This window comes from Zavarzinella formosa DSM 19928 (assembly GCF_000255705.1).
Classification (GTDB): domain Bacteria; phylum Planctomycetota; class Planctomycetia; order Gemmatales; family Gemmataceae; genus Zavarzinella; species Zavarzinella formosa.
Window position 1 is genome coordinate 425,526 of record NZ_JH636442.1, and the last position, 21,749, is coordinate 447,274.

General features: G+C 58.2%; 18 protein-coding genes and 1 pseudogene. 12 read left to right on the plus strand and 7 right to left on the minus strand.

The window, feature by feature from the left end:
- Positions 1–3 precede the first annotated feature (3 nt).
- A complete protein-coding gene (locus BGIM_RS0122955; RefSeq protein WP_020472075.1) occupies positions 4–1,188 on the plus strand; it encodes a glycosyltransferase family 87 protein in 1,185 nt (394 codons plus the stop codon).
- Positions 1,185–2,732 carry a hypothetical protein gene (locus BGIM_RS0122960; RefSeq protein WP_020472076.1) on the plus strand — a complete coding sequence of 516 codons (1,548 nt, stop codon included), beginning with the start codon at positions 1,185–1,187 and terminating at the stop codon, positions 2,730–2,732. The genes BGIM_RS0122955 and BGIM_RS0122960 overlap by 4 nt, the downstream gene beginning before the upstream one ends.
- Here the strand turns inward: BGIM_RS0122960 and BGIM_RS0122965 are convergent.
- A complete protein-coding gene (locus BGIM_RS0122965; RefSeq protein ID WP_020472077.1) occupies positions 2,725–4,587 on the minus strand; it encodes a UbiD family decarboxylase in 1,863 nt (620 codons plus the stop codon). The two genes, BGIM_RS0122960 and BGIM_RS0122965, sit on opposite strands and share 8 nt — an antisense overlap.
- A gap of 211 nt (positions 4,588–4,798) precedes the next feature.
- Between BGIM_RS0122965 and BGIM_RS58060 the strand changes: the two genes are divergently transcribed.
- The 3 genes from BGIM_RS58060 (at position 4,799) to glmS (ending at position 8,419) form a co-directional block, all read left to right on the plus strand.
- A complete protein-coding gene (locus BGIM_RS58060; RefSeq protein WP_020472078.1) occupies positions 4,799–5,176 on the plus strand; it encodes an ArsR/SmtB family transcription factor in 378 nt (125 codons plus the stop codon).
- Between the two features lie 87 nt (positions 5,177–5,263).
- Positions 5,264–6,382 carry a glutamine-hydrolyzing carbamoyl-phosphate synthase small subunit gene (gene carA, locus BGIM_RS0122975; protein WP_020472079.1) on the plus strand — a complete coding sequence of 373 codons (1,119 nt, stop codon included), beginning with the start codon at positions 5,264–5,266 and terminating at the stop codon, positions 6,380–6,382.
- A 192-nt stretch (positions 6,383–6,574) separates the two neighbouring features.
- Positions 6,575–8,419, plus strand: a complete 1,845-nt coding sequence (gene glmS / locus BGIM_RS0122980) for a glutamine--fructose-6-phosphate transaminase (isomerizing) (protein ID WP_020472080.1) — start codon at positions 6,575–6,577, stop codon at positions 8,417–8,419.
- Positions 8,420–8,425: 6 nt separating this feature from the next.
- Here the strand turns inward: glmS and BGIM_RS0122985 are convergent, their stop codons facing one another.
- Positions 8,426–9,751: a hypothetical protein gene (locus BGIM_RS0122985; RefSeq protein ID WP_020472081.1), complete on the minus strand. Its 1,326-nt coding sequence runs from the start codon at positions 9,749–9,751 to the stop codon at positions 8,426–8,428.
- Between the two features lie 221 nt (positions 9,752–9,972).
- On the opposite strand from BGIM_RS0122985, the gene ndk reads away from it, so the two are divergent.
- A complete protein-coding gene (gene ndk / locus BGIM_RS0122995) occupies positions 9,973–10,419 on the plus strand; it encodes a nucleoside-diphosphate kinase (RefSeq protein ID WP_020472083.1) in 447 nt (148 codons plus the stop codon).
- Between the two features lie 96 nt (positions 10,420–10,515).
- Here ndk and BGIM_RS0123005 read toward each other — a convergent pair whose 3' ends face one another.
- From BGIM_RS0123005 to BGIM_RS0123020, 4 genes are all read right to left on the minus strand, one after another.
- Positions 10,516–11,346 carry an LpxI family protein gene (locus BGIM_RS0123005; RefSeq protein ID WP_020472084.1) on the minus strand — a complete coding sequence of 277 codons (831 nt, stop codon included), beginning with the start codon at positions 11,344–11,346 and terminating at the stop codon, positions 10,516–10,518.
- Between the two features lie 2 nt (positions 11,347–11,348).
- Positions 11,349–12,374 (minus strand): UDP-3-O-(3-hydroxymyristoyl)glucosamine N-acyltransferase, encoded by a 1,026-nt coding sequence (lpxD, locus tag BGIM_RS0123010; protein WP_020472085.1) that lies wholly within the window; start codon positions 12,372–12,374, stop codon positions 11,349–11,351.
- Positions 12,375–12,482: 108 nt separating this feature from the next.
- Positions 12,483–13,529, minus strand: coding sequence for an amidohydrolase family protein (locus BGIM_RS0123015; protein WP_020472086.1), 1,047 nt, complete (start codon positions 13,527–13,529; stop codon positions 12,483–12,485).
- Between the two features lie 8 nt (positions 13,530–13,537).
- Positions 13,538–14,434: a carbon-nitrogen hydrolase gene (locus tag BGIM_RS0123020; protein WP_020472087.1), complete on the minus strand. Its 897-nt coding sequence runs from the start codon at positions 14,432–14,434 to the stop codon at positions 13,538–13,540.
- A 190-nt stretch (positions 14,435–14,624) separates the two neighbouring features.
- Between BGIM_RS0123020 and BGIM_RS58065 the strand changes: the two genes are divergently transcribed.
- Positions 14,625–15,314, plus strand: a complete 690-nt coding sequence (locus tag BGIM_RS58065) for a uracil-DNA glycosylase (protein WP_084760054.1) — start codon at positions 14,625–14,627, stop codon at positions 15,312–15,314.
- 24 nt (positions 15,315–15,338) lie between these two features.
- Here the strand turns inward: BGIM_RS58065 and BGIM_RS0123030 are convergent, their stop codons facing one another.
- Positions 15,339–16,784 carry a protein kinase domain-containing protein gene (locus BGIM_RS0123030; RefSeq protein ID WP_020472089.1) on the minus strand — a complete coding sequence of 482 codons (1,446 nt, stop codon included), beginning with the start codon at positions 16,782–16,784 and terminating at the stop codon, positions 15,339–15,341.
- A 252-nt stretch (positions 16,785–17,036) separates the two neighbouring features.
- Here BGIM_RS0123030 and BGIM_RS0123035 point away from each other — a divergent pair, with 252 nt between their 5' ends.
- From BGIM_RS0123035 to BGIM_RS64950, 5 genes and pseudogenes are all read left to right on the plus strand, one after another.
- Positions 17,037–18,332, plus strand: coding sequence for an adenylosuccinate synthase (locus BGIM_RS0123035; RefSeq protein WP_020472090.1), 1,296 nt, complete (start codon positions 17,037–17,039; stop codon positions 18,330–18,332).
- 15 nt (positions 18,333–18,347) lie between these two features.
- A complete protein-coding gene (locus BGIM_RS0123040; protein WP_020472091.1) occupies positions 18,348–19,106 on the plus strand; it encodes an isoprenyl transferase in 759 nt (252 codons plus the stop codon).
- Between the two features lies 1 nt (position 19,107).
- Positions 19,108–19,965, plus strand: coding sequence for a phosphatidate cytidylyltransferase (locus BGIM_RS0123045; RefSeq protein ID WP_020472092.1), 858 nt, complete (start codon positions 19,108–19,110; stop codon positions 19,963–19,965).
- Between the two features lie 137 nt (positions 19,966–20,102).
- Positions 20,103–21,113: an RluA family pseudouridine synthase gene (locus BGIM_RS0123050; protein WP_020472093.1), complete on the plus strand. Its 1,011-nt coding sequence runs from the start codon at positions 20,103–20,105 to the stop codon at positions 21,111–21,113.
- Positions 21,110–21,749: pseudogene (locus tag BGIM_RS64950) on the plus strand (hypothetical protein); the annotation flags it as partial. The gene BGIM_RS0123050 and the pseudogene BGIM_RS64950, both read left to right, overlap by 4 nt.

The following is a 21,749-nucleotide window of genomic DNA, read 5'->3' on the forward strand; positions in this document are numbered from 1 at the left end:
ATCATGACCGTCCCTTCCGCATCTCGTTCCCGTCTGATTCCACTCGTCGGGCTTCTTGTCCTCGCGGTGATCTTGCTGGCCTGGCGCCTTTCGTCTGGTTCCGGCGGTCTGAAGGTGTTCCCGATGGATGATTTTGTGGAATACTGGGCGGCCGGGTATTTGAATGCCAAAGGCCAAAACCCATACTCCGCAGAATTGCTTCTGCCGCTCCAGCGTGAAATCGGTCGTGACACAAACGAAGCGGTGATGATGTGGAATCCTCCTTGGACATTGCCCCTCGTGATGCCGTTCGGGATGCTCCCGGCGAGAATCGCCCACATTAGCTGGATCGCCATCGGGTTTGCCCTCGTCCTGTTCTCGGCGGATCGATCATGGCTTCTGGGGGAAGGATTGAAGGAGAAAAGATGGGTGGCATGGATTCTCTCACTCAGTTTTCTACCAACCTTGATGGTGATGCAGGCCGGACAAATCGGCGCGTATATTTTGTTTGGCGTTGTCGCGGTGATGCATGGGTTTTCCGTGCGAAAACCATGGATGATCGGGGTCGGAGCTTTTCTGCTCGCCCTTAAACCGCATCTGGCCTATTTGGTCTGGCCGGCGTTCGGTTATTGGATGATCTTGGACCGTTCCCGGCTGGCATGGCTTTCGGCCGTGTGGTTTGTCGTCTCAATTGCCATCGCCACGTTTGTCGCGATGATCCCGAATCCCGACGTGATTGGTCAATATCGTGAGGCAATGTTACACCGCACTCCGGTGCAATGGAGATCTCCCACCATTGGGTCATGGTTGCGAGAGTTGTTTGGCCAGGGCATATTTTGGTTGCAATTTGTTCCCGTTTGTCTGGGGGCCGTTTGGTTTTTTCCATGGGCGGTCAGATGTTTCTACAAGGGGTTCCGCTGGCCGGATGATTTTTTCTCGTTGCTGCTCGTTTCCTTTGTCACCGCTTCCTACGGAGCATGGCCCTTTGACGTGGTGATCTTGCTGCCCGGCGTGGTGATCCTGGCGGCGAGGTTGCGTTGGAATTCTCCGGGAGCGAGGCGGATCTTGATTGTCGGCTACGCCGTCTGGACGTTGTTGGCGGTGATCATGAACCAGTTGAACATTGATGCTCAATTCATGATTTGGATGGCCCCGTCGTTGCTTATGTTTTGGTATGTCGGCATTTGGAACAAGGACCAGCCGGGATGAACAGGGAAGCGATTCGCACTGGTCTGTTGTTTGTCGGTCTTTGGTTGTTGCTCGTCATTGCCGGACGGTCGAAGTTTTTCCAAGACCCCGGTACCTTCTGGCACGTTGCGGTCGGGGAACGGCTGGCGGCCGAAGGCTTCTTCCGCATCGATCCATACTCGTTCACATTTCAGGGGGCCGAGTGGATTCCCCACCAGTGGTTCGGTGAATTGTCTTTGGCGGGGGCGTATCGGCTTGGCGGGCTGGACCTGATGCTGGTTTTGGCGACCGGCATTCTCGCCGCGATATTTACTGCGTTGGGAAAACGATTGCTGGATATCGGGCTGCATCCGTCGGTCGTGGCTGTGTTGTTGGCGACCGCTTTGGCGTGCAGTTCCGGGCATTTTCATGTGCGTCCTCATTTGGCAACCATCGCCGGATTTGCCATCCTGCTCTGTTTGCTGAGCGGGGTGGAACGAGGAACCCGATCTGTCGCGTGCCTCTTTTGGTTTGTGCCGGTGTGTTGGATCTGGTCGAATATCCACGGCGGCGTCCTCGGGGGGCTGGCCACGCTTGGGTTTGTCCTCGGGGGATGGACGATTCAATACATGGCCGGTTGCGGGCCATTTCGCAGTTCGCTGAATATCGGTCAGGCGGCCTTGGTGATGCTGGCGTGTGTTGCGTCCTGTTTTGTCAATCCATATGGCTGGAGGCTTCCCGCGAGCTGGCTGGTGATTTACCGGATGGAAAGTCTCCCCGGCATCATCCAGGAGCATCGGCCGATGGATTTCACCGCGTTTGGCTGGCAAGGGATCGTCGCATTCGCATTTGTTTATGTGGCGGCCGTTGTCTTGCTGCCGTTGCGACAGTGGAGGGTGACGTATCTTGTCCCGCTGATTTGGTTGATGCTGACATTCACCCGCGTGCGTCATGCCCCGTTGTTCGCGGTCACGGCGATGGTGGCTTTTGCTGATTTGTTTCCGCAGACCCGGTTGGCCGATTGGTTGGTGCGGAAGAAGAACGATATGTTTACCCCGCCGGATTCACCCGTGATTGAATCAAAGGCAAGGGCATGGCTGGCGCCGGGGTTGGTGATTCTCATCGCCGGTTGTGCCGCCGTGGTGTTAAGTCCCGCTGATCGGATTCATCCATTCTGGGTTCGCCTCGATCCGCAAATTTGGCCAATCGAAGCCCTGCCCGAAGTTCGCAAAGCGGCGGCTTCCACTCCGCAACAGCCCCGGATATTTGCGGAGTATCATTACGGCGGTTTTCTGATTTTGCAGGAACCCCGATGTCTTGTGTTCATTGATGATCGCTGCGAACTGTATGGGGATCAATTCCTGGAAGAGTACGTTCTCACGAAAGGCTTGCTCGGCCAGAAAAAGATTCAAATTCCCGGCAAGCCTTTGGACGACTGGCAGGAGAAATACGGGCCATTCGACTTCGCGCTTGTCACCAACGACGAAGGATTTGATCTCGCCTTCGCCAGCCAAAAGAACATCTGGCAAGTGTTGCACCGGGATGAAAACACAACTCTTTACGGAAGGTTAATCCCCGTTAAATAAGCCCATGCAACGGGCCGCCGCGACTGGCAAGTTCATCAACCCGTCGGGAAACCGCCGGGTCTTCGATGAGCGGGGGGGCGTGATGCGGTTTGAGGCGGGCGTCGATCACCAACGGGCCGCGACAGCCCCAGTGTTTGCGGAACATTTGCGGGAACGCCCCGACGATGTCGCTGGCCGGATCGGATCGGGTGAACGTCATCCACAACCAGTTGTTTAATGTTCGGGCCGCGAAGGCGGAATCATCCACGACGGTTATAAGCGGGAAGCCATTCCACAGAGTTGACTGGCGTTCGATCGAGTCCGTCAATCGTCGCAGATCGTCGGGATATTCCCCGCTATTTCTTACCTGTCGGTTTGGCGGCCCCTGAATCGCCACAATTCCCGGCAACACCACTTTCGGATCAGTAAAACCATCGGCCAGATTGATTTCGGAGGGAAGACTATGCCCCAGTTCTCGACGCTTGGGGCCGACGGCCGCCCACACCACTTTGGACCCGGCGTTGAGGCCCATCCCGGCCGAGTAGTCGAGAGTGTCGATGGTCGTTTGCGTTTGGAAATGCAGGTCGGTTGTCCAATCGATGCGTTCCAATAGATGCCGCAGAAATTCATCAATGTGGTGAATGTTCAGATCCGGATTATCCTGTCTCGCGACGATCAGCAGATACTTGGCAAGAGAGAGTTGTCCCTGCCCGAGAATGGCGTTCGCCTGTGTCAACAATTCGCGAGGGCGGGTTCGTTGTTCATAGGGGGCGTAACGCTCGCTGCCGATGGCCAGCAACAATGGGTGAACCCCGGCCGCATCCACCGCATGGACTGCCTTCACGCCTGGCAAAACGGCGGGGATGGCATCACCGGTGAGTTGGTGGATCAGTTCGCCAAAGGAGGTGTCTTCTTGAGGCGGCCGGCCGACCACGGTGAACGGCCAGATGGCGTCCGGCCGGTGGTGAACCGCATCGACTCGCATCAGGGGAAATTGATGCGTCAGGCTGTAATAGCCAAGATGATCGCCGAACGGCCCTTCCGGTTTTGTTTCGTGCGGGTTGATCCAACCGCTGATGCAAAAATCCGCCTCGGCCGGAATCGGCAGGCCGTTGGTTGTCCGGTCTCCGCGGATCATGGCCACCCGGCGACCGCCCAACGCCCCGGCGAAAATCAACTCCGGCAGCCCTTCTGGCAATGGCATCACGGCCGATAGCGTAAGGGCCGGGGGGCCGCCGACAATCACATTGACGGGCAAACGTTCGCCGCGTTCGATGGCGGCCGCATGATGGACGCCGATGCCCCGATGAATCTGGTAATGAAGGCCGCACTCGGCATCGGGCGCGTATTCATTGCCCGACAATTGCACCCGATACATGCCCAAATTGGATTTTCGCCACCCCGGTCGCCGCGGGTCTTCAGTGTAAACCAACGGCAGCGTGACAAACGCCCCGCCGTCGTCCGGCCAGCATTTAAGTTGGGGAAGCTCCCGAAGTGTGGTACGGTGGCTCATGACCGGGCCGCTGCGACGGAATTTGGGCAGCGTGTGCAGGGCGGCGGGCAGGAGGCCGAGATGTTTCCAAGGCTTGCGAAGGGCTTCCGCAGGGTCGATCTTCAACCGCACCATTCGTTCGACGATATCCAGCGTGTCGCGGAAGAGAAAGCGGGTTCGTTCCAAAGTGCCGTACAGGTTGGCCAGCATCGGAAACGCACATCCCCGCACCCGGTTGAACAGCAGGGCCGGAGCCTTGGCCGCGTAGGCCCGGCGTTGGATCTCGGCCATTTCGAGTTGCGGGTCGATTTCCGCGTTAATCTCGGCCAGTTGCCCGTGGCGTCGCAGGTCGTCGACACAATTTTGCAGATTCCGGTGGCCCATGTCTCGATTTTCTCCCGGAGCGGGATCGCTCGAATCCGGCCGAATTCAATTGACGATGAACAGAAAACGGGTACGCTACGGATACTCCGGGGGGTATCATATCGACAGACCCACACATGAAGATATGTTGTTCCACCAAAGGGTTATCCCTGAAAACCCTGCCCCCTAACCGACAAAACCTTGGTCGGGATCACACAACTGGAGCCGCCGAATGAAGACATCGCCGATTCGTGTTCGCAAACCCGCCAAACCGGCCCAGAACAAGCTCAACAAGAAACTCGCCGATGTGTTTCGCAGTCTGGCCGACGAAAACCGCCTTCAGATTCTTCGGCTGTTGATGGCCGAGGGGACGCTGAACGTCTCGCGGATTTGCGAGGAACTCGGCGAGTCCCAACCGGCCGTCAGCCATCACCTGACCCAATTGAAGCATGCGGGCCTCGTCGATTTCGAGCGGGACGGCAAATTCAACCTGTACTTCATCGCCTCCGAACCGATCAAAATGCTGCTGGATCACTTCTTTCCGACCTCCAGCAAGAGCCAGCAGACCATCTCTTTCGGCGAATTGGAAGTCACCTTCCGCATCCGTTAACTTCTCCCTCGCAATTGCCGGTGGATTTGCCGGATCGTTTTCCGTAAACCGATCTTGTTTGAACATCCCCCGGAGATTGACCGAACCATGTCCGTCGTGGCGAAACTGGCGTTGGAAGATGGCACCGTATTCACCGGCCGATCCTTCGGTCATCCGGGGGAGTCGGCGGGCGAGGTCGTGTTTAACACGAGCATGACCGGGTATCAGGAGGTGCTGACCGATCCTTCCTACAAAGGTCAGATTGTCACGATGACCTACCCGCTGATTGGCAATTACGGCATCACCGCCGAAGACGACGAATCGGCCGGTCCGCACGTCGCCGGATTTATCGTGCGGGAACACACGGCGGTTCCGAGCAATTTTCGCTCCCAGATCGATCTTGATGGCTACTTGAAGAAGAACCAGATTGTCGGGATCGATGGCATCGACACGCGGGCCTTGGTGCGCCGACTGCGGGTTCGCGGCGCCCTGATGGGTGTTCTCTCGGCCACTGATCTCGATGATGTTTCGTTGATTCGCAAAGCCAAGGCGCTGGCCGGGATGGAAGGATGCGACTTGGTGAAGGTCGTCACCCCCAAAGCCGGTTACGACTGGAAGCAAGGGGCGTTGGCCCCGCTGGCTCAAACAATGCTGGCGGCCAGCCCGCCCGCCACCCACCGGGTGACGGCGATTGATTACGGGATGAAATGGAACATTCCCCGTTGCCTCTCGCAAGCCGGTTGCGAAGTCACCGTGTTGCCGGGAACGGCGACGGCCGCCGAAGTGCTGGCCCAAAAGCCGGATGGCATCTTCCTCTCCAACGGCCCCGGTGATCCGGCGGCGGTCGGGTATGCAATCGACACGGTGAAGGAATTGCTCGGCAAGAAACCGATCTTCGGCATCTGCCTCGGTCATCAGTTGATCGGTCTGGCTTTGGGCGGAACGACCTACAAACTCAAGTTCGGCCATCGCGGGGCCAATCATCCCGTGCTGAACCGCCTGACGGGGCATGTGGAAATCACCACCCAGAATCACGGTTTCGCCGTGGACATGGCTTCCCTGTCGAATGATGTCGAACTCACCCATGTGAACCTCAACGATCAAACCGTCGAGGGAATCCGGCACAAAAAGATGCCGGTGTTCAGCGTGCAATATCACCCGGAATCATCGGCCGGGCCGCATGACAGCAGTTATCTGTTTGATGATTTTCGCAAACTGATGGGCTGACCACGAAGGCAATCAAAAGCCCCAATCACACAGACACAAGGATCACACGGGGTTTCTTCAAGAAGACATCACTCAACAAGGATCTGTTGAGTTTTCTTGATGACATTGTGTGATCACTTTCTCTTGGTGATTGGTTTTTTTCATCGCAAATCTTTCAAAACATTTCGCCTGGCTTCGTAATGGAGTGCGCTCATGTGCGGGATCTTTGGATACGTTGGCCCGCGGCAGGCCGAGCCAATTTTGATCGAAGGGCTTCGCCGGTTGGAGTATCGCGGTTACGATAGCGCCGGGATCGCCACTCTTTCTGATTCCAAACTCTTCATCCGCAAAAAAGCCGGGCGGGTGCAAGAACTGGCCCGGCATCTGGCGGATGATCCCATTCTCGGGTCATTGGGAATCAGCCACACCCGCTGGGCCACACACGGCGGGGCCACCGATACCAACGCCCACCCACACTTGGGGCCTTCCTCTCACGGCGACATTGCGGTCGTTCACAACGGCGTGATCGAAAATTATTCGGCCCTCAAGCGAGATTTGCAAAACGAGGGGATCAAGTTTCTCAGCGAAACCGACACGGAAGTGATCGCCCATCTGCTCGCCCGGCAAAACGACCCCGATTTGCTGGCCGCCCTTCGTCGCATCATTCCGATGCTCAAGGGAACCTATGGCATGGCGGCCGTCAGCCCCCGCCACGGGGAGCGGATCATCGCCGCCCGGCTTGGGAGTCCGCTGGTCATCGGTGTCGGGGAGGGGGAGCATTTTCTGGCGTCCGATCCGTCCGCGTTGATCGGCCACACGAGCAAGATCGTGTACCTGAAGGATCATCAGGTCTGTGTCATCACGGCCGATGATTTCCACATTTACGATGCCTCTCATTCCCGTGTTTCGTTTTCCGTTCAAAACATTGATTGGAAATCGACCGACACAGACAAGGGCGAATTTCCGCATTACATGCTCAAGGAAATCCACGAGCAAAGCGAGTCGGTCGCCAACGCGATGCGCGGGCGGTTGGATCATGAAAACGCCACGGCCGTGTTCGGCGGTTTGAATCTTGATCCCCGCCAGCTTCGCAAGGCCGAGCGAATCATCCTCACCGCCTGCGGCACCAGTTATCATGCCGGGATCGTCGGGGAATATTTGTTTGAGGAATTTGCCCGCATCCCGGTGGAGGTGGAATACGCCAGCGAATTCCGGTATCGCAACCCGCCCATCGACCAAGACACGATTGTGATCGCCATCACCCAGTCCGGCGAGACGGCCGACACGCTCGCCGCCCTGCGGGAAAGCAAACGCAAGGGGCATCGCTCGCTGGCCATTTGCAACGTCGTCGGAAGCTCGATTGCCCGCGAGGCAGACGGCGGCGTCTACCTTCACGCCGGCCCGGAAGTGGGGGTGGCCAGCACCAAGGCGTTCACCTCGCAAGTCGTGGTGCTGGCGATGCTGGCTTTGTTTCTGGGCCGGATGCGGAATCTTTCCAGCCTGCAAGGCGCGAAGATGATTGAAGACCTTCAGGCATTGCCCGAGATCATCAAGAAAACGCTCCGCTGCAACGATGCTGTCCGGCAACTGGCCGAGAAGTATCAGCAAACCTCGAACATGCTGTTCATGGGCCGACAGTACATGTATCCGGTGGCTCTGGAAGGGGCGTTGAAACTCAAGGAAATCAGTTACATCCATGCCGAGGGCTATCCGGCCGCCGAGATGAAGCACGGCCCGATTGCCTTGGTGGACAAGCAAACACCGTCAATCTTCCTCACGCCGCGAGGATCGGTGTTTGACAAGGTGATGAGCAATTTGGAAGAAGTGAAAGCTCGCGGCGGGCCGGTCATTGCCATCGCCAGCGAGGGGGACGCACGCGCGGCCGATCATGTCGCCTCGCGGGCTGACGAGGTGATCTTTGTTCCCGATGTGCCGGAATATCTGCAACCCATCGTGACCGTGATTCCCTTGCAACTCTTCGCCTATCACGCGGCTCTCTTGCGCGGCTGCGATGTGGACAAACCCCGAAATTTGGCGAAGAGCGTCACGGTTGAGTGATGTCCTTTACTTCTTGATGATTTCCACCGCGTTCACAACGGCCAGGTCTTTCGTGCCCAACCGGGCCAGGTTCGTCGGCTTCATTGTGAAGGTCACAATCATCTGCTCGCCGAGGGTGTTGGCGATCAGATAGAAGTTTTGCACAACCTTGGTGCCGTCCAGTTCCCCACGGGCGGTGATCCGGTAAGCCCAGCGGTCGGCGTCACCGGCCACTTCCCCGTGATCGACGACCTGCTCCATCGCCCAACCCGGCGAGGCCGAGACAATCTTTTGAAACTCATCGGGCGAAAGGTGCTTGCCCGCCCCGGCGTTCTTCCACATGGTCATGGTCATCTGGGCCACGAAGTCTCCCCGGTCGAGGAGGCGCATCACCAAGTGATGATCCGTCTGGCCCACGACATGCCAGTCGCGGGCGTAGGCGAACCGATATCGCCCCTTGGGGTCCGTGTGAGAAAGTTGCTTCACCACGCCGGGCGGGTCGTCTTCGGAAGGAACGCCGATCAGCGCCGCGCTGGAGAGTTCCTTGGGTTCTTCTTTCAGGGATTCCCGCTTGACGGTGGTTTGTGTCTCTACATCGGCCGCCGGGGACACCGGGCCTTGGTCGCGGATGTCTTTTTGTTTCCAAGTGATGCCCGTGATCTTGGCCGCCTTTGAATCAAAACTCAACATGGCTTCGACGGTCAGCGTGGCCATTGCGCCGTTTTCGATGCCCTTGGCGGTCCCGAGGACGCGGATAGTCGCCACGCCTTCCTTGGTGGATTCCAAGGTCCCTTCCAAGTCTTGCGAAATCAATCCGTCGAACAGGCACATGGATTGGGCGATGGCGTTGGAAATTTTCCACTTTTCGCCAAGTTCGGTTTCCTTGTCCGAAAGCAAGCCCATCAGGTGCAAGGTGTCGAAATGTTCCGAAACCACCTCAACTTCGGACTGGGTGAGCGGGCCGGCGGGGGCGTAGGTCAGCAGACCTTCGCCAATCCGCTGGGCCACGATTCGCCGCCGGTCGCTCCGCAGGGAGCGTTCGATTTTGTCGCTGTCCACCTGGGCGACTGATTGGGCCGTTTCGTAATACCGGGCGACTTTCTTGGCCACCGACTTGTCGACCGTCAGCACTCGCTCGACGAAATCATGGTCGTTGGAGGCTTTCACCGGCAGGGGGACGGTCTTGTCCTCGCGGGCGACCTTCAGATTGCCCGTGAGCGAGGTCTTGATGACGACATGGTGGCAATCGCCTTCCTTCACTGTTTCCCGCAGAAGGATCGGCTCGGCCCGTCCGCTTCCCGACACGAGCATGGCCATTCCGATGGCAACGACAGACCATTTTCCCGCACGCATGAATGTTCTCCCGGTGAGCTTCGACCAGCGGATTCATCGGCCGATTTGCCGGGCCTTGCCCACCTTTCCGGCCGGACTCTCCCGGCCGGATTGTCAGGCTGAGTCAGCAAAATCCCGAGAGTTTCCCCGGATAACGCATTTTCCACCGCTGGACGACTTGACCGGAAAGTCTGACCATGAATGAAAACGAATGAGCAGCCCCAAACCCGGAGACGGACGACATGCAGCAGACGTTGATTCTTTTGAAGCCGGATGCCGTGCAACGGCGGTTGATTGGTGAAGTGACCGGCCGGTTTGAGCGCAAGGGTTTGCGGCTCGCGGGGCTAAAGTTTGTCCAAGCCAGCCGCTCGCTGGCTGAAAGCCACTACGCCGTTCATAAGGGCAAACCGTTTTACGAGTCTTTGATTCAATTTCTCACCAGCGGCCCGACGGTGGCGATGGTGTGGGAAGGCCGCGAGGCCGTCGCCGTCTGCCGATTGATGATGGGAGCCACGGACGGGGCCAAATCCCCTCCCGGAACCATCCGAGGCGATTTCTCCCTGAGCGTCCAAAACAACCTGATCCACGGCAGCGACAGCCCGGAAAACGCCGCAGCCGAGATTGCCTTGTGGTTTGAATCAAAAGAACTGGTCAGCCACACGACGACTGATTCCAAGTGGATCGGATGAATTGAAGATTGAGAAGAAGATTTTTAGCCGTGGATGGAACACGGATTCGGACAAAAAACCGAATCCGTGTTCCATCCACGGCTAAAAAACTTTGGCTTATCTCGCGACGATGCAAATCCCGAATTGCTCAGCCAGTCGGATCGTTTCCTCGTCATCCAACAGAATGGTTTTTTCAGCCTCAATGGCGAGGGCCGAACCACCGGCTTGTTTGATGGTTTGGATGGTGGACGGGCCGACGGTGGGCACGTCAAACCGCATGTCTTGCTCCGGTTTGGCCACTTTGACCACCACGAACCCGCCGGTGCGGCAGAGTTCACCCGCGCGTCGGATGGCGGCGTCGGTTCCTTCGATGGCCTCCACCGCCAGAACCGCCCGGTCCCGCACGGCGACGCTCTGGCCGATGTCCAGACGGCCCATTTCCTTGGCCAAGTGCCAGCCATACTCCATGTCGGCCGTCTCACGATCAGTCGGTTGACGTTTTGTCAGACATCCGGGCTTCACGAGCAACTCCGGGCAAATCTCCAGTTGGGAAACGCATTCCAAGCCTTCTCGGGCGTATTCATCAATGATGGCCAGGGTGATGGTGTCGTCCGAATTGTTGGAACGCCGACGCAGCCAGAACCGAATCATGCGAAGGTCGGGTAGTAGGGTCACCCAGCGAAATCGCTTGAACAATTGCACTTTGTGGACTTTGCCGGCCATCGCCCATTGCTTCACGCCTTCTCGCTTCATGAGGCGGATCGGCCGGTTCATCTGGGCTAGTCGGTTCCAGTAAAAACGCTTGCAATAGGGTTCGAGCGCGGCGCGGTCGGCCATTCCGCGAATGCCCAGACAGATGACCGGGATACCGGCTGCGTGGGCTTTTTGAACGATGCGGACGGGAAGGGTGCCCCAACCCGCGACGAGGCCAATCGGAGTTGGTTCCATCGTCACGAATCCGAGATGCCAAGTTGCTTTTTGATCTCGCGGATGTCCTTGCGGATTTCCGGGAGCTTTTCGAGGCTAGACATGATCCGCATTTGTTCGGCGGCGGGAGTTGCCGGGGCGCCGAGCATTTTCTGGTCGGGCGGGACATCCTTATGGACACCAGCTTTCGCCCCCAACATGCTCCGGTCGCCAATCTTGCAATGATCGGCCACACCGACATGCCCGGCCATCACCACATAATCCCCGGTCACCACGGAACCGGCGAGGCCGACTTGGCCGACGATCAGATTATGGCGGCCCAACTGGCAGTTGTGAGCGATCATCACCAAGTTGTCGATCTTTGAGCCGGTGCCGATCCGAGTGGCTCCGAAAGTCGCGCGGTCGATGGTCGTGCAGGCGCCAATTTCCACGTCGTCCGCAATTTCAACGTGGCCGACCTGCGGAATCTTCACATGTTTGCCGGCGATGGTGCGGTAGCCGAAACCATCGGCCCCGATCACGGAATTCGCCAAGATCGTCACCCGATTGCCGATCACGCAGCCATCGTACAGGACGACATTTGGCCCCAATTGGACATCTTCGCCGAGGGAACAGTGGTGCCCCACCATCACGCCGTTGTTCAACCGGCAACGAGGGCCGATGACGCAACCTTCGCCGATGGTGACGTAAGCGCCAATGCTCACATCTTCGGCCACCGTGGCGCTGGGGTGAATAATGGCTGTCGGATGGATGCCCCGAAACTCGGGACTGGGAAGAACATGAAATCGTTTGACGATGGAGACAAACGCCATCAGCGGATCTTTGACCCGCACCATTGTTTTCCCATTGACCGCAGCCGACATGTCGACGATGGCCGCCCCGGCGCGGGAGGCGTGAAATTGAGACAAGAATCGGTCGTCCAAGACGACCGTGATCTCATCAGCCTGTGGTGAGTCGCTCAGCGGACGGGCGGCCCGGATGATCTGCGACGGGTCGCCGACCACCTCACCCTGAACCCATCCCGCGACATCGCCAACAGTGGAAATCACACGACACCCCCGGAAAATGTTCCTCGGAGACCGCCATCTTTGGGATGACGGACACGAAAAACATCTCATTCCTAATCAAACGCTACCGGAACCTTCATGTCCCGGCAATTAATTTCCGGCGGTCGCTGGTTCGAGCAACCGTCGGGCATTCTCGAAATAGACTTTTCGCAAAACGTCTTCCGGCAGATTTACCCCGCGCAGAGTCGGGGTCTCGTTCGCCGTGTTTGGATGTTTGTAATCACTATCCGCCACAGGGCTCGGACCCGACCAGTCGCTTTCCCAAAGAGTCCGCTGGCACCAATATCGGCTGACATAATGCTCGGCGGTGAGTCCGTGACGGGTCACCAAGTCAGTCCCGAACAAAAACCGGCCGGGGAACCGGCAAACTAACCCGTAAATCTCCCGAGTTCGCGGGGAAACCTCCCGCACCTGCCATTTGGTCGCGCTCGTGTCGAAATAAAGTTGCGGGAATTCCTCAAGCATCGCCTGCAAATGGTCGGGATGTTCCGGGTCTCCCCCCATGTGCGCCCCGATCCAGTTGAACTCCGGGAATTCCTTCATTAAACGCTGAAACGGCACATATTGCTCGGGCTTGGTTCCGAATTTGGCGGTGTCTGTGTACGTATGTTCCCACCACGCATCCGGATCGCCCACGTGCACCATTACATTGCGGAGTCCGGCCCGCGAAGCCCTCCGCAAGCATTCCACCCGCCATGGGGCGTCAACGGTGAGGCCGCGTTCCCGGCCCCGCGGGGCCGACCACAGTTTGATGATGTGGACGCCTTCCTCCAAAAACCGATCCAAGAGGGCATAGGCCACATCATCCGGTTCGTCCGGCTTTTTGTTAATCATCCCGTTGAACAACAAGGCGTCCCCGAATTTGGCCCGCAACGGGGCGATATCCTGGGCGGGGCACATGGTGACAGTCTGACTAATGCCAAACTCTCGCCCCAAAGCGAGCATCGTCTCGGCCCCGGCGGTCGTCCCCTCGGCCCCGCTGCCACCCGCCGGGCCGTTGGCTTGGTCCGAGGGGGCGGTCATCGTCACATGGCTGTGAAAGTCGATGATCGGGGTCGCTTTGTAGTGCAGATGGCCCCGTTGGGAATAGTCGTGACCCGTGACGTTCGATTCCGGGGGCTTCGGTGTGTCGCTCATATCAACAGTTATAGTCCGGGGGTGGTCAGGGAAACCTTCGTGAGATCGGAATACGCATCCGTCCGGCGATCCCGGAAGAACGGCCAGTTCCGGCGAACGTCCGTCATGCGGTCCCGCTTGCAGGGAACGATCAGGAGTTCTTCCTTGTCGTGCGACCCTCGGGCGACGATGACGCCAAAGGGATCGCTCACGAACGACCCGCCCCAGAATTCCAAGCCGTCCCCGGCCGGGGAGGCTTCAAACCCCACCCGGTTGATGCCCGTCACATAGAGTCCGTTGGCGATGGCGTGCCCCCGCTGGATCGTTTCCCAAGCATCATGTTGCTGTTTGCCGAATTCCGCTTTTTCGCGGGGATGCCAGCCGATGGCCGTGGGATAAACGAGAACCTCGGCCCCTTTCATGGCCGTCAGCCGGGCACCCTCGGGGAACCATTGATCCCAGCAAATCAGGGTGCCGACCACGCCAAACTTTGTCGGAAACACCTTGAACCCGAGATCGCCGGGGCGAAAATAATATTTCTCGAAGAACAACGGATCATGCGGAATGTGCATCTTGCGGTAAACCCCGAGCATGGAGCCATCCGCGTCGAAAACGACGGCCGTGTTGAAACACAACCCGGCCATCACCCGCTCGAAAATCGACGCCACCACGACCACCCCGGCCGATTTGGCGGCCAAGGATAGTTTCTCCGTGCTGGGGCCGGGGATTGGCTCGGCCCGGTCGAAGTTTTCCAAAGTGTGCGTGTTGCAGAAATACGGCCCGAGGAACAGTTCGGGCAGGCAGACAATCTGCGCCCCCTGTTTCGCGGCCAGGTGAATTTGCTCGATGGCCTTCGCCAGATTGGGGGCGGGTTCTTCCGCGCAACGCATCTGCACCAACCCGAGGACGAATTCATTCGCGGCCATCAAGAAACCTCTGGAACGAAACGGGGTTTTTCAGTCGAATTATAGGGGATGACAGGCCGCCGCGCACAAACCATTCCCGATCAGGTGTCTCGTGGCCGATTTGAACTTGGAAAATCAGTTGGGTCCGCGATTAAGATCGTTGAAAGAATCAGGCGTCGAATGGCTTTCGCCCGCCCCGGAGTTGAGCATCATGGTCAAACAACCCGATATGTTTGCGGATGACGCCGAGACGGATCGGTTGAACGGATCGTCATTGCATGAGGCGGAAACTACTCCGACAGATCCGGAAGCCCGGCGCATTGCCTTGGCTGTTTTGGCCGGGGTTGTCAAGGAATGCCAGCGTTGCCCCGAACTGGCCTCCTCCCGCACGCAGACGGTTTTTGGCGTCGGTCCGGTTGGCGCCGAGATTCTGTTCGTTGGCGAGGCTCCCGGCGGGGATGAAGACCGTCAGGGCGTCCCCTTTGTCGGCGTGGCCGGGCAACTGCTCAACAAGATCATCGCCGCTTGTGGGCTAAGGCGGGAAGAAGTTTTCATCTGCAATATCCTCCGTTGCCGCCCGCCGGGGAACCGAGTGCCCAAACCGGACGAATGTGCGAATTGCCGAGAATACTTGGAGAAAACAATTGATTTGGTTGCCCCCAAGATCATTTGTTGTTGGGGAGGGGTCGCGGCCCAGAATCTCTTAAAGACGAAAACGGGCATTACCAAGCTTCGGGGCCAGTTTTATGAGTTCAAGGGAATCCCGGTGATTTGCACTTTTCACCCGGCTTCCTTGTTGGAGGGAAGAAGCCCCCAGAACAAGGGATTGGTGTGGGAGGACATGAAGACGATGCTCGCCAAGATCGGCAAGCCGATCCCAACTCCCAAGAAAAAAGATTGAACAGCGGTCTACGAAACCGATGGCCTATTCGTCGTTCGAGGCGAGTGCTTCCGTCGGGGCAAATTCGGCGAGGGCTTGGGTGATTTGCCGCATCGTCACCGGGCGCACCAGAACGGTGACATTGTCCCGCAGGTTTACCCGTTCGGCCCAATGGGCTTGGTCTTCGGAAAGCATCACAATGCCGTGGCATTGCAGCCGCTTCATGTCGGCTTGGTTCAACACCTTTTCCAACGTGTCCAAGCCATCCACGCCGACCGTGCCGCAATCGACGAGTAGCACATCATAAGGCTGTTGTTGGAAGCGGCTGAGCGCCTGTGTGGCGTTCATCGAGATCATCACCCGATAGCCGTACTTCTTCAGCTTGTCGCGGAAAGCGTCCTGCAATTTCTGATTTTGCTCGACGATGTAGATGGATTTTGGCCCAACTTGAGAGGCCGCTGTTTTCCGGCCTCCGTGCAGTTCTTTGGAGACCAAATCGATTGTCTCCATCAACTGTTCGTAATTCTGAAACCGCTCGGCCGGATCGAAGGCCACCATTCGGGAAAGCAAGGCGTGGACCGGCGGGGGGATATCGGGGTCGGATCGGCTGATCTGGCTACCGAGTTCAAATCGTTGTCGTTGCATCCGGGCCTTGGCGTCCCGCGTGACCGTGAGCAACGGCCGGCCGGTGATCATTTCGTGGAAGGTGCAACCCAAGAAGTAAATGTCGCTTCGGGGATCGCCCGCTTTCTGGCCGGTGGCTTTTTCCAATCCCGCGTAATCGACGGTGCGGTCAACCTCTTCGCCCTCTTCTTTCGCCCCGCCGGCAATTTCGGCCAGGCCGAAGTCCACGAGTTTGGCTGTCTTGGTGGCGGAGATCAGAATATTGGTGGGCTTGATGTCCCGGTGTGTGAGGCCCAATGTGAGGGCGTGGGCAAGGCCGGAGACGGTTTCGTGAAGCAGCCGCAAACCTTCGGGGCAATCCAGTTTCTTCCGGATGGAGAGGAAGTCCTTGAGGTTTCCCCCCTCGACGAATTCCATGATGATGTAATACTGCCCGGTGTGGGCATCCCGGCTCACGGCGAGGATTTGCACGATGTTGGGGTGTTGCATGGCCATGCCCACCTTTCCCTCGCGCTCGAAGGATTCCACCTTCCGTTTATCCTCGCCCCATCGTTTGCGGAGAACCTTGATCGCGACAATTTCCCCGGTGCCGGGATTATCAGCCCGGTATACCCGGCCGAAACTGCCGGCGGCGATCCGGTAGAGCATGCGATAGCCGCCGAGAAAATAGCCTTCTTTTTCTCCTTTAAGGAGTTTCGCGGCCTGCCACGGGGTGATGATTCCTTTGCGCTCCAAGAATCGGAGCAGGGGTTCGGCGGGGCCGGTTTTGGTTCCAAGTTCTTCCCAAGCCTCGAACAAATGGTCGTCGCCGACAAGATCGAGGCGCCGGGCCAACTGGGCGATCCCGGAGGCGTCGAGTGCGGACATGATTCACCGGAAAAGCGTATGAATGGAGAGATCACAATGTAGACAGCCCTGAATACAAATTTACCGTGCCATCGCCACTTCTTCAACTCTTCATGTGTCAATCGGGCCGGTTTCCGGGGACGGAGAATCGATTCGCCGGGTTTCGGTCACTTGCCTTGCCCGGCGGGGTTCGTTAGCCTGACGTTTGGTGATTCGACCAACGTGGGACGGGAGGCTCGGGCAATCCCCGGGCTTTTTTCTTGGGGCTGATTGATGAGCGCAACCTGTGTGGTGGGGCTTCAGTGGGGCGACGAGGCGAAGGGCAAAATCGTCGATCTTCTGGCCGAGGATCATGATTTTGTGGTCCGTTACAACGGCGGCAACAACGCCGGACACACGGTTGTCCACGGGGACAAGGTTTTCAAGCTCTCCCTCCTGCCGACGGGTGTTCTGAAAACTCACCTGACCTCGGTGATTGGCAACGGCGTCGTGGTCTACCCTCCACAACTTCTGAAGGAATTGGCCGCATTGGAAGCGGCCGGGGTTCATGTCAGCAATCTGGCCGTCAGCGATCATGCCCATGTGATCTTCCCATACCACATTGCCGAGGAAACCTCGACGGAGCAAGGAAACGGTTCCATCGGAACGACCGGACGTGGCATCGGGCCGTGTTACCAAGACAAGGTCGGCCGAACCGGCGGCATCCGTGTGGGCGAACTGCTGCACCCGAAACATTTGCGGGAACGCCTGCATCAAATCGTCCCACGCAAGAACCGCGTCATCAAGGCGTTAGCCCCCGTCGATGCCACAGATGTGAAGCAATTCGACGCGGATGCCGTTTGTGACGAATACCTCGGATATGCCGAGAAGATCAAGAAGTTCGTCAAAGACACCGCGTATCTTCTGCATGATGGTCTGGCTGCGAAAAAGAAGATTCTCTTCGAGGCCGCCCAAGGCAGCCTGCTGGACATTGACCACGGCACCTATCCGTATGTGACGAGTTCGCACAGTCTGCCGTCGGGCATCTGGTCCGGCACGGGCGTTCCGGCGAAACACCTGGACCGGATCATCGGCGTGGTGAAAGCGTACACAACTCGTGTGGGCCGCGGGCCGTTCCCGACGGAACTCGCCGACGGGCCGGAGGGCATCGGCGAACGAATTCGCAAGATCGGCCGGGAATACGGCACCGTCACCGGCCGGCCTCGCCGCGTTGGCTGGTTTGACTCGGTGGCCACCCGATACACGGCAATGCTGTCGGGCGCCAACGAAATCACGGTGATGCTGCTGGATGTCCTGAGCGGATTGAGTGAATTGAAACTCTGCGTCGCCTACGACGTGGACGGGGAACGCCGCACGACCTTCCCGAGCGATTCCTTCCAACTTGAACGCTGCCAGCCGGTGTATGAGACGATGGAAGGCTGGGCTCAAGACCTCACCAGTTGCCGGACGGTTGACGACCTGCCGATCCAAGCCCGGCGGTATGTCGCCCGGATTAGCGAACTGCTCGGCCTGCCGGTTTCCATCGTGTCGGTTGGCCCGGATCGCGCGCAATCAATTCCCATGCGTTGACTCGGGGAATTCAACATGCCTGCCTCGACTGAAATCGCTCTTCCCCGCGAAGCGTTGCCCCGCCATGTGGCGATCATCATGGATGGCAACGGTCGCTGGGCCGTCGAACAGGGAAAAGAACGAATCGAGGGACACGCTCGCGGGGTTGAGCGGGTCCGCGAGATTGTGACGGAAGCCGCCACACTCGGAATCGGCCAGCTTACCCTCTACAGCTTCAGTTCGGAAAACTGGAAGCGGCCAAAGGCTGAAGTCGACTTCCTGATGAGTCTTTTCAAGCATTATCTCATTGAAGAACGCCCCGAGATCATGCGGCAAAACATCCGGTTTCGTGTGATCGGGCGACGATCCGAACTCGCGCCTGATGTGATTGAGGAAATCGAGCGATCCGAACAACTCAGCGCCGGGAACACGGGGCTGACGCTCGCCCTAGCCGTCAACTACGGCTCGCGTTCGGAAATCTTGGATGCCGTGCGGGATTTAGCCGGACAAGTGCAATCCGGGACATTGAAACCCGGAGAGATCACGGAAGAATTGATCACCAATCACCTCTACACGGCCGGGATGCCCGACCCGGATTTGCTGATCCGTTCGGCCAATGAAATGCGCATCAGCAATTATCTTCTTTGGCAAATCTCTTACGCCGAGTTTTGGGTCACCCCCGTTTGTTGGCCCGATTTCGACGTGAAGGTGTTTCATCAGGCTCTTCGGGACTTCGCGTCCCGCCAACGCCGTTTCGGGGGTCTGACTTCGACCACCGGCCCGGTCGGGGAGTGACATGCTTCGCACCCGCCTTTGGATGGGGTCGATTCTCATCGGTCTGGCTGTTCTCCTGTTGCTTGAGGACCGTTGGTTTACCCCGTGGTTTCCGATTTTCTTTGTGGCCTTCACGGCTGCCTCGTTCCTGGCCATCCGCGAATTAATCAGTCTGATTCCGTCCAACCAACGCCCGGATCGTTGCCTGACGATTGGCGTGGGCTTGGGAATGGTTGCCGTCAATTGGCTGCCGCATGTTCCGGTGGGCGTCAGCGGTTCGGTGTGGCCGTTGTTGGCTGGCGTCTTGGCGTCAGGAATCTTACTGGCATTCCTTTTGGAAATGTGGCGGTATGACGGGCCGGGAAACATCACCCAGCGACTGGCCCTGACGGTCTTCGCATGGGTGTATCTCGGCCTGCTCCCGAGTTGTCTGGCTCAACTTCGCTGGTTGCCGAACGGATGGGCGACGGCCGCCTTGGCTTTGGCCGTGTTTGTGCCCAAGGGCAACGATATTGGGGCCTACTTCACCGGGAAATTCCTTGCCGGCCGCGTGTTGGGCCGGAAACTGATGACGCCCAAGCTCAGCCCGAAAAAAACATGGCAAGGCTTCGCGGGGGGAATGCTCACATCGGTGGCGGTGGTGTACGGTATTGATGCCTGTTTGCCGGTGTTTGCCAATCACTTGCAACGGGTGGCTTTTGCGCTCACCGTCGGCTTGGCCGGCGTGCTGGGGGATCTCGCCGAATCGCTCATCAAGCGGGACTTGCAAACCAAAGATGCTTCGCAGTCCGTTCCCGGTTTCGGCGGTGTGTTGGATGTCATCGATTCGCTGTTGTTCGCCGCCCCGGTGGTTTGGCTCTGGTTTTGTTTTCTTGCATGAACGAATGGAAATTGTTTGTTTGAAAGACCCGCCGGTAAAAACATCCGATAAGCCAAATCATCCTGATTGCGACCAAATTTCTCCCGCATTCGCTAACATCAAAGAACGATACGGCCTCCTCCGCACCCGGGATTTTTGTGTCTGCCGATCAATCACCGTTGAATTCCTCTCCCCAAGTCGTTTCGGCCGAACAGGCCGGGCAGACGTTGTCCGCGTTTGTCCGCACCTTGTTGCCGGGGCAATCGTGGTCGGCCGTGCGTGGTCAGATTGAAAGAAGGCACGTCACCATTGGCGGGTCCGTTTGCATGGACCCGGCCCGGCGGCTCAAGGCGGGCGAGACGGTGGAACTTCGTTCCAAACCCGTGCAAGAGGTTCGCGGGGAACGCCCGGAGGATGTGGTGATTCGGCATCTGGATGCCGATGTGGTCGTGGTGGAAAAAGTCTCCGGTCTTAACACGGTGCGACACCCGGCCGAACTGGATTGGACCGAGGCCCGCCGGGAACTGGCGCCGACCCTTGAGGATGTTACCCAAAAGGCCATCGGCTGGAAATTACGGGAGAAGCCGCGAGACCTTCCCCGTTTGCGGATTGTTCAACGCCTTGACAAGGATACGAGCGGGTTGGTGGTCTTCGCCCGGAGCGTTCGGGGGGAGCGGGAACTCGGGCGGCAGTTCAAAGACCACACGGTCGTCCGGCGGTATGTCGCCATCGTGCCAGGGCACATGGAACCGCAGACCATTCGCGGTTATCTCGTTCGGGACCGGGGGGACGGCCGCCGGGGCAGCGGCGCCGAGAGCGGGGGGAAGTTCGCCGTCACTCATGTGACGATCCACGAAAAGTTTCCGAATCATACCGCCCTGATCTGCCAACTGGAAACCGGCCGGACCCACCAAATCCGCATTCATCTTTCCGAGGCCGGGCATTTCATTTGTGGTGAAAAGGTTTACACGATCCGGCCGGATGGATCACAACTCCCCGACCCGAGCAACGCCCCCCGTCTGGCTTTGCACGCCCTTGAGCTGGGCTTCGTCCATCCGGGGACGGAGGAAAAGATGTTCTGGTCGATGCCGTTGCCGGTTGACCTGCAAAAATTCATGGAACGACTTCGGGCCGAGAAACCCAATGCCCCCCGAGGGAAGGGATCATGATGAATCGCGGACGGCTTTTGCTGACGGGCTTTTTCGTTTTCTTGATCGCTTGGCCGCTTCAAGCGGCCCTGCCTTATCCCCCGGAACCCATCAGCGGTTCGCTGGTGATCGTTGGCGGGGGGAAAATCCCCGACATTGTGGGTGCTGAATTTTTCAAGCTGGCTGGCGGGAAGGAGAAAGCCCGGATCGTCGTCATCTCGGTTGATGAGTCCGCCAAGGCCGAGGAGATGGTGAAGACTTTGAAGGTACGGACTCCGGTTGATGTGCGCCACATGCAGACCGGAGACCCGAAGAAAGCCGATGCCGATTTCACCAAGCCGATCAAGGAAGCCACAGGTGTTTGGTTCAGCGGAGAGAATCCGCAGAACTTGGTTGCCGCCTGTCGGGGCACGGCCGTTGAGAAAGAGCTTCAAGCCTTGTTGAAACGAGGTGGCGTGATCGGCGGGGCGCCGGTGTTTTCCGATTTGCTGGTTGATGGCGGGCCGGGATTGGGATTTCTGCCGGGGATCATTCTCGATCAGCTGACGGTTCCCGGAAAGCCAACCGACCGGCAACTCAAAGCCTTGGAGAAAAGCCCGGATTATGCGGGCCTAGTGCAGGTTCAAGCGACCTTTTTCCGTTTCTTGGGCGGGTCCG

Coding starts and splice junctions, on each gene's coding strand:
- BGIM_RS0122965 (WP_020472077.1), bottom strand. CDS start 4,587: ATGGGCCACCGGAATCTGCAAAATTGTGTCGACGACCTGCGACGCCAC.
- BGIM_RS0122955 (WP_020472075.1), top strand. CDS start 4: ATGACCGTCCCTTCCGCATCTCGTTCCCGTCTGATTCCACTCGTCGGG.
- BGIM_RS0122960 (WP_020472076.1), top strand. CDS start 1,185: ATGAACAGGGAAGCGATTCGCACTGGTCTGTTGTTTGTCGGTCTTTGG.
- BGIM_RS0122985 (WP_020472081.1), bottom strand. CDS start 9,751: ATGCGTGCGGGAAAATGGTCTGTCGTTGCCATCGGAATGGCCATGCTC.
- BGIM_RS0123040 (WP_020472091.1), top strand. CDS start 18,348: ATGCCTGCCTCGACTGAAATCGCTCTTCCCCGCGAAGCGTTGCCCCGC.
- BGIM_RS0123020 (WP_020472087.1), bottom strand. CDS start 14,434: ATGGCCGCGAATGAATTCGTCCTCGGGTTGGTGCAGATGCGTTGCGCG.
- glmS (WP_020472080.1), top strand. CDS start 6,575: ATGTGCGGGATCTTTGGATACGTTGGCCCGCGGCAGGCCGAGCCAATT.
- BGIM_RS0123030 (WP_020472089.1), bottom strand. CDS start 16,784: ATGTCCGCACTCGACGCCTCCGGGATCGCCCAGTTGGCCCGGCGCCTC.
- BGIM_RS0123005 (WP_020472084.1), bottom strand. CDS start 11,346: ATGGAACCAACTCCGATTGGCCTCGTCGCGGGTTGGGGCACCCTTCCC.
- BGIM_RS0123045 (WP_020472092.1), top strand. CDS start 19,108: ATGCTTCGCACCCGCCTTTGGATGGGGTCGATTCTCATCGGTCTGGCT.
- ndk (WP_020472083.1), top strand. CDS start 9,973: ATGCAGCAGACGTTGATTCTTTTGAAGCCGGATGCCGTGCAACGGCGG.
- BGIM_RS58065 (WP_084760054.1), top strand. CDS start 14,625: ATGGTCAAACAACCCGATATGTTTGCGGATGACGCCGAGACGGATCGG.
- carA (WP_020472079.1), top strand. CDS start 5,264: ATGTCCGTCGTGGCGAAACTGGCGTTGGAAGATGGCACCGTATTCACC.
- BGIM_RS0123015 (WP_020472086.1), bottom strand. CDS start 13,529: ATGAGCGACACACCGAAGCCCCCGGAATCGAACGTCACGGGTCACGAC.
- BGIM_RS0123035 (WP_020472090.1), top strand. CDS start 17,037: ATGAGCGCAACCTGTGTGGTGGGGCTTCAGTGGGGCGACGAGGCGAAG.
- BGIM_RS58060 (WP_020472078.1), top strand. CDS start 4,799: ATGAAGACATCGCCGATTCGTGTTCGCAAACCCGCCAAACCGGCCCAG.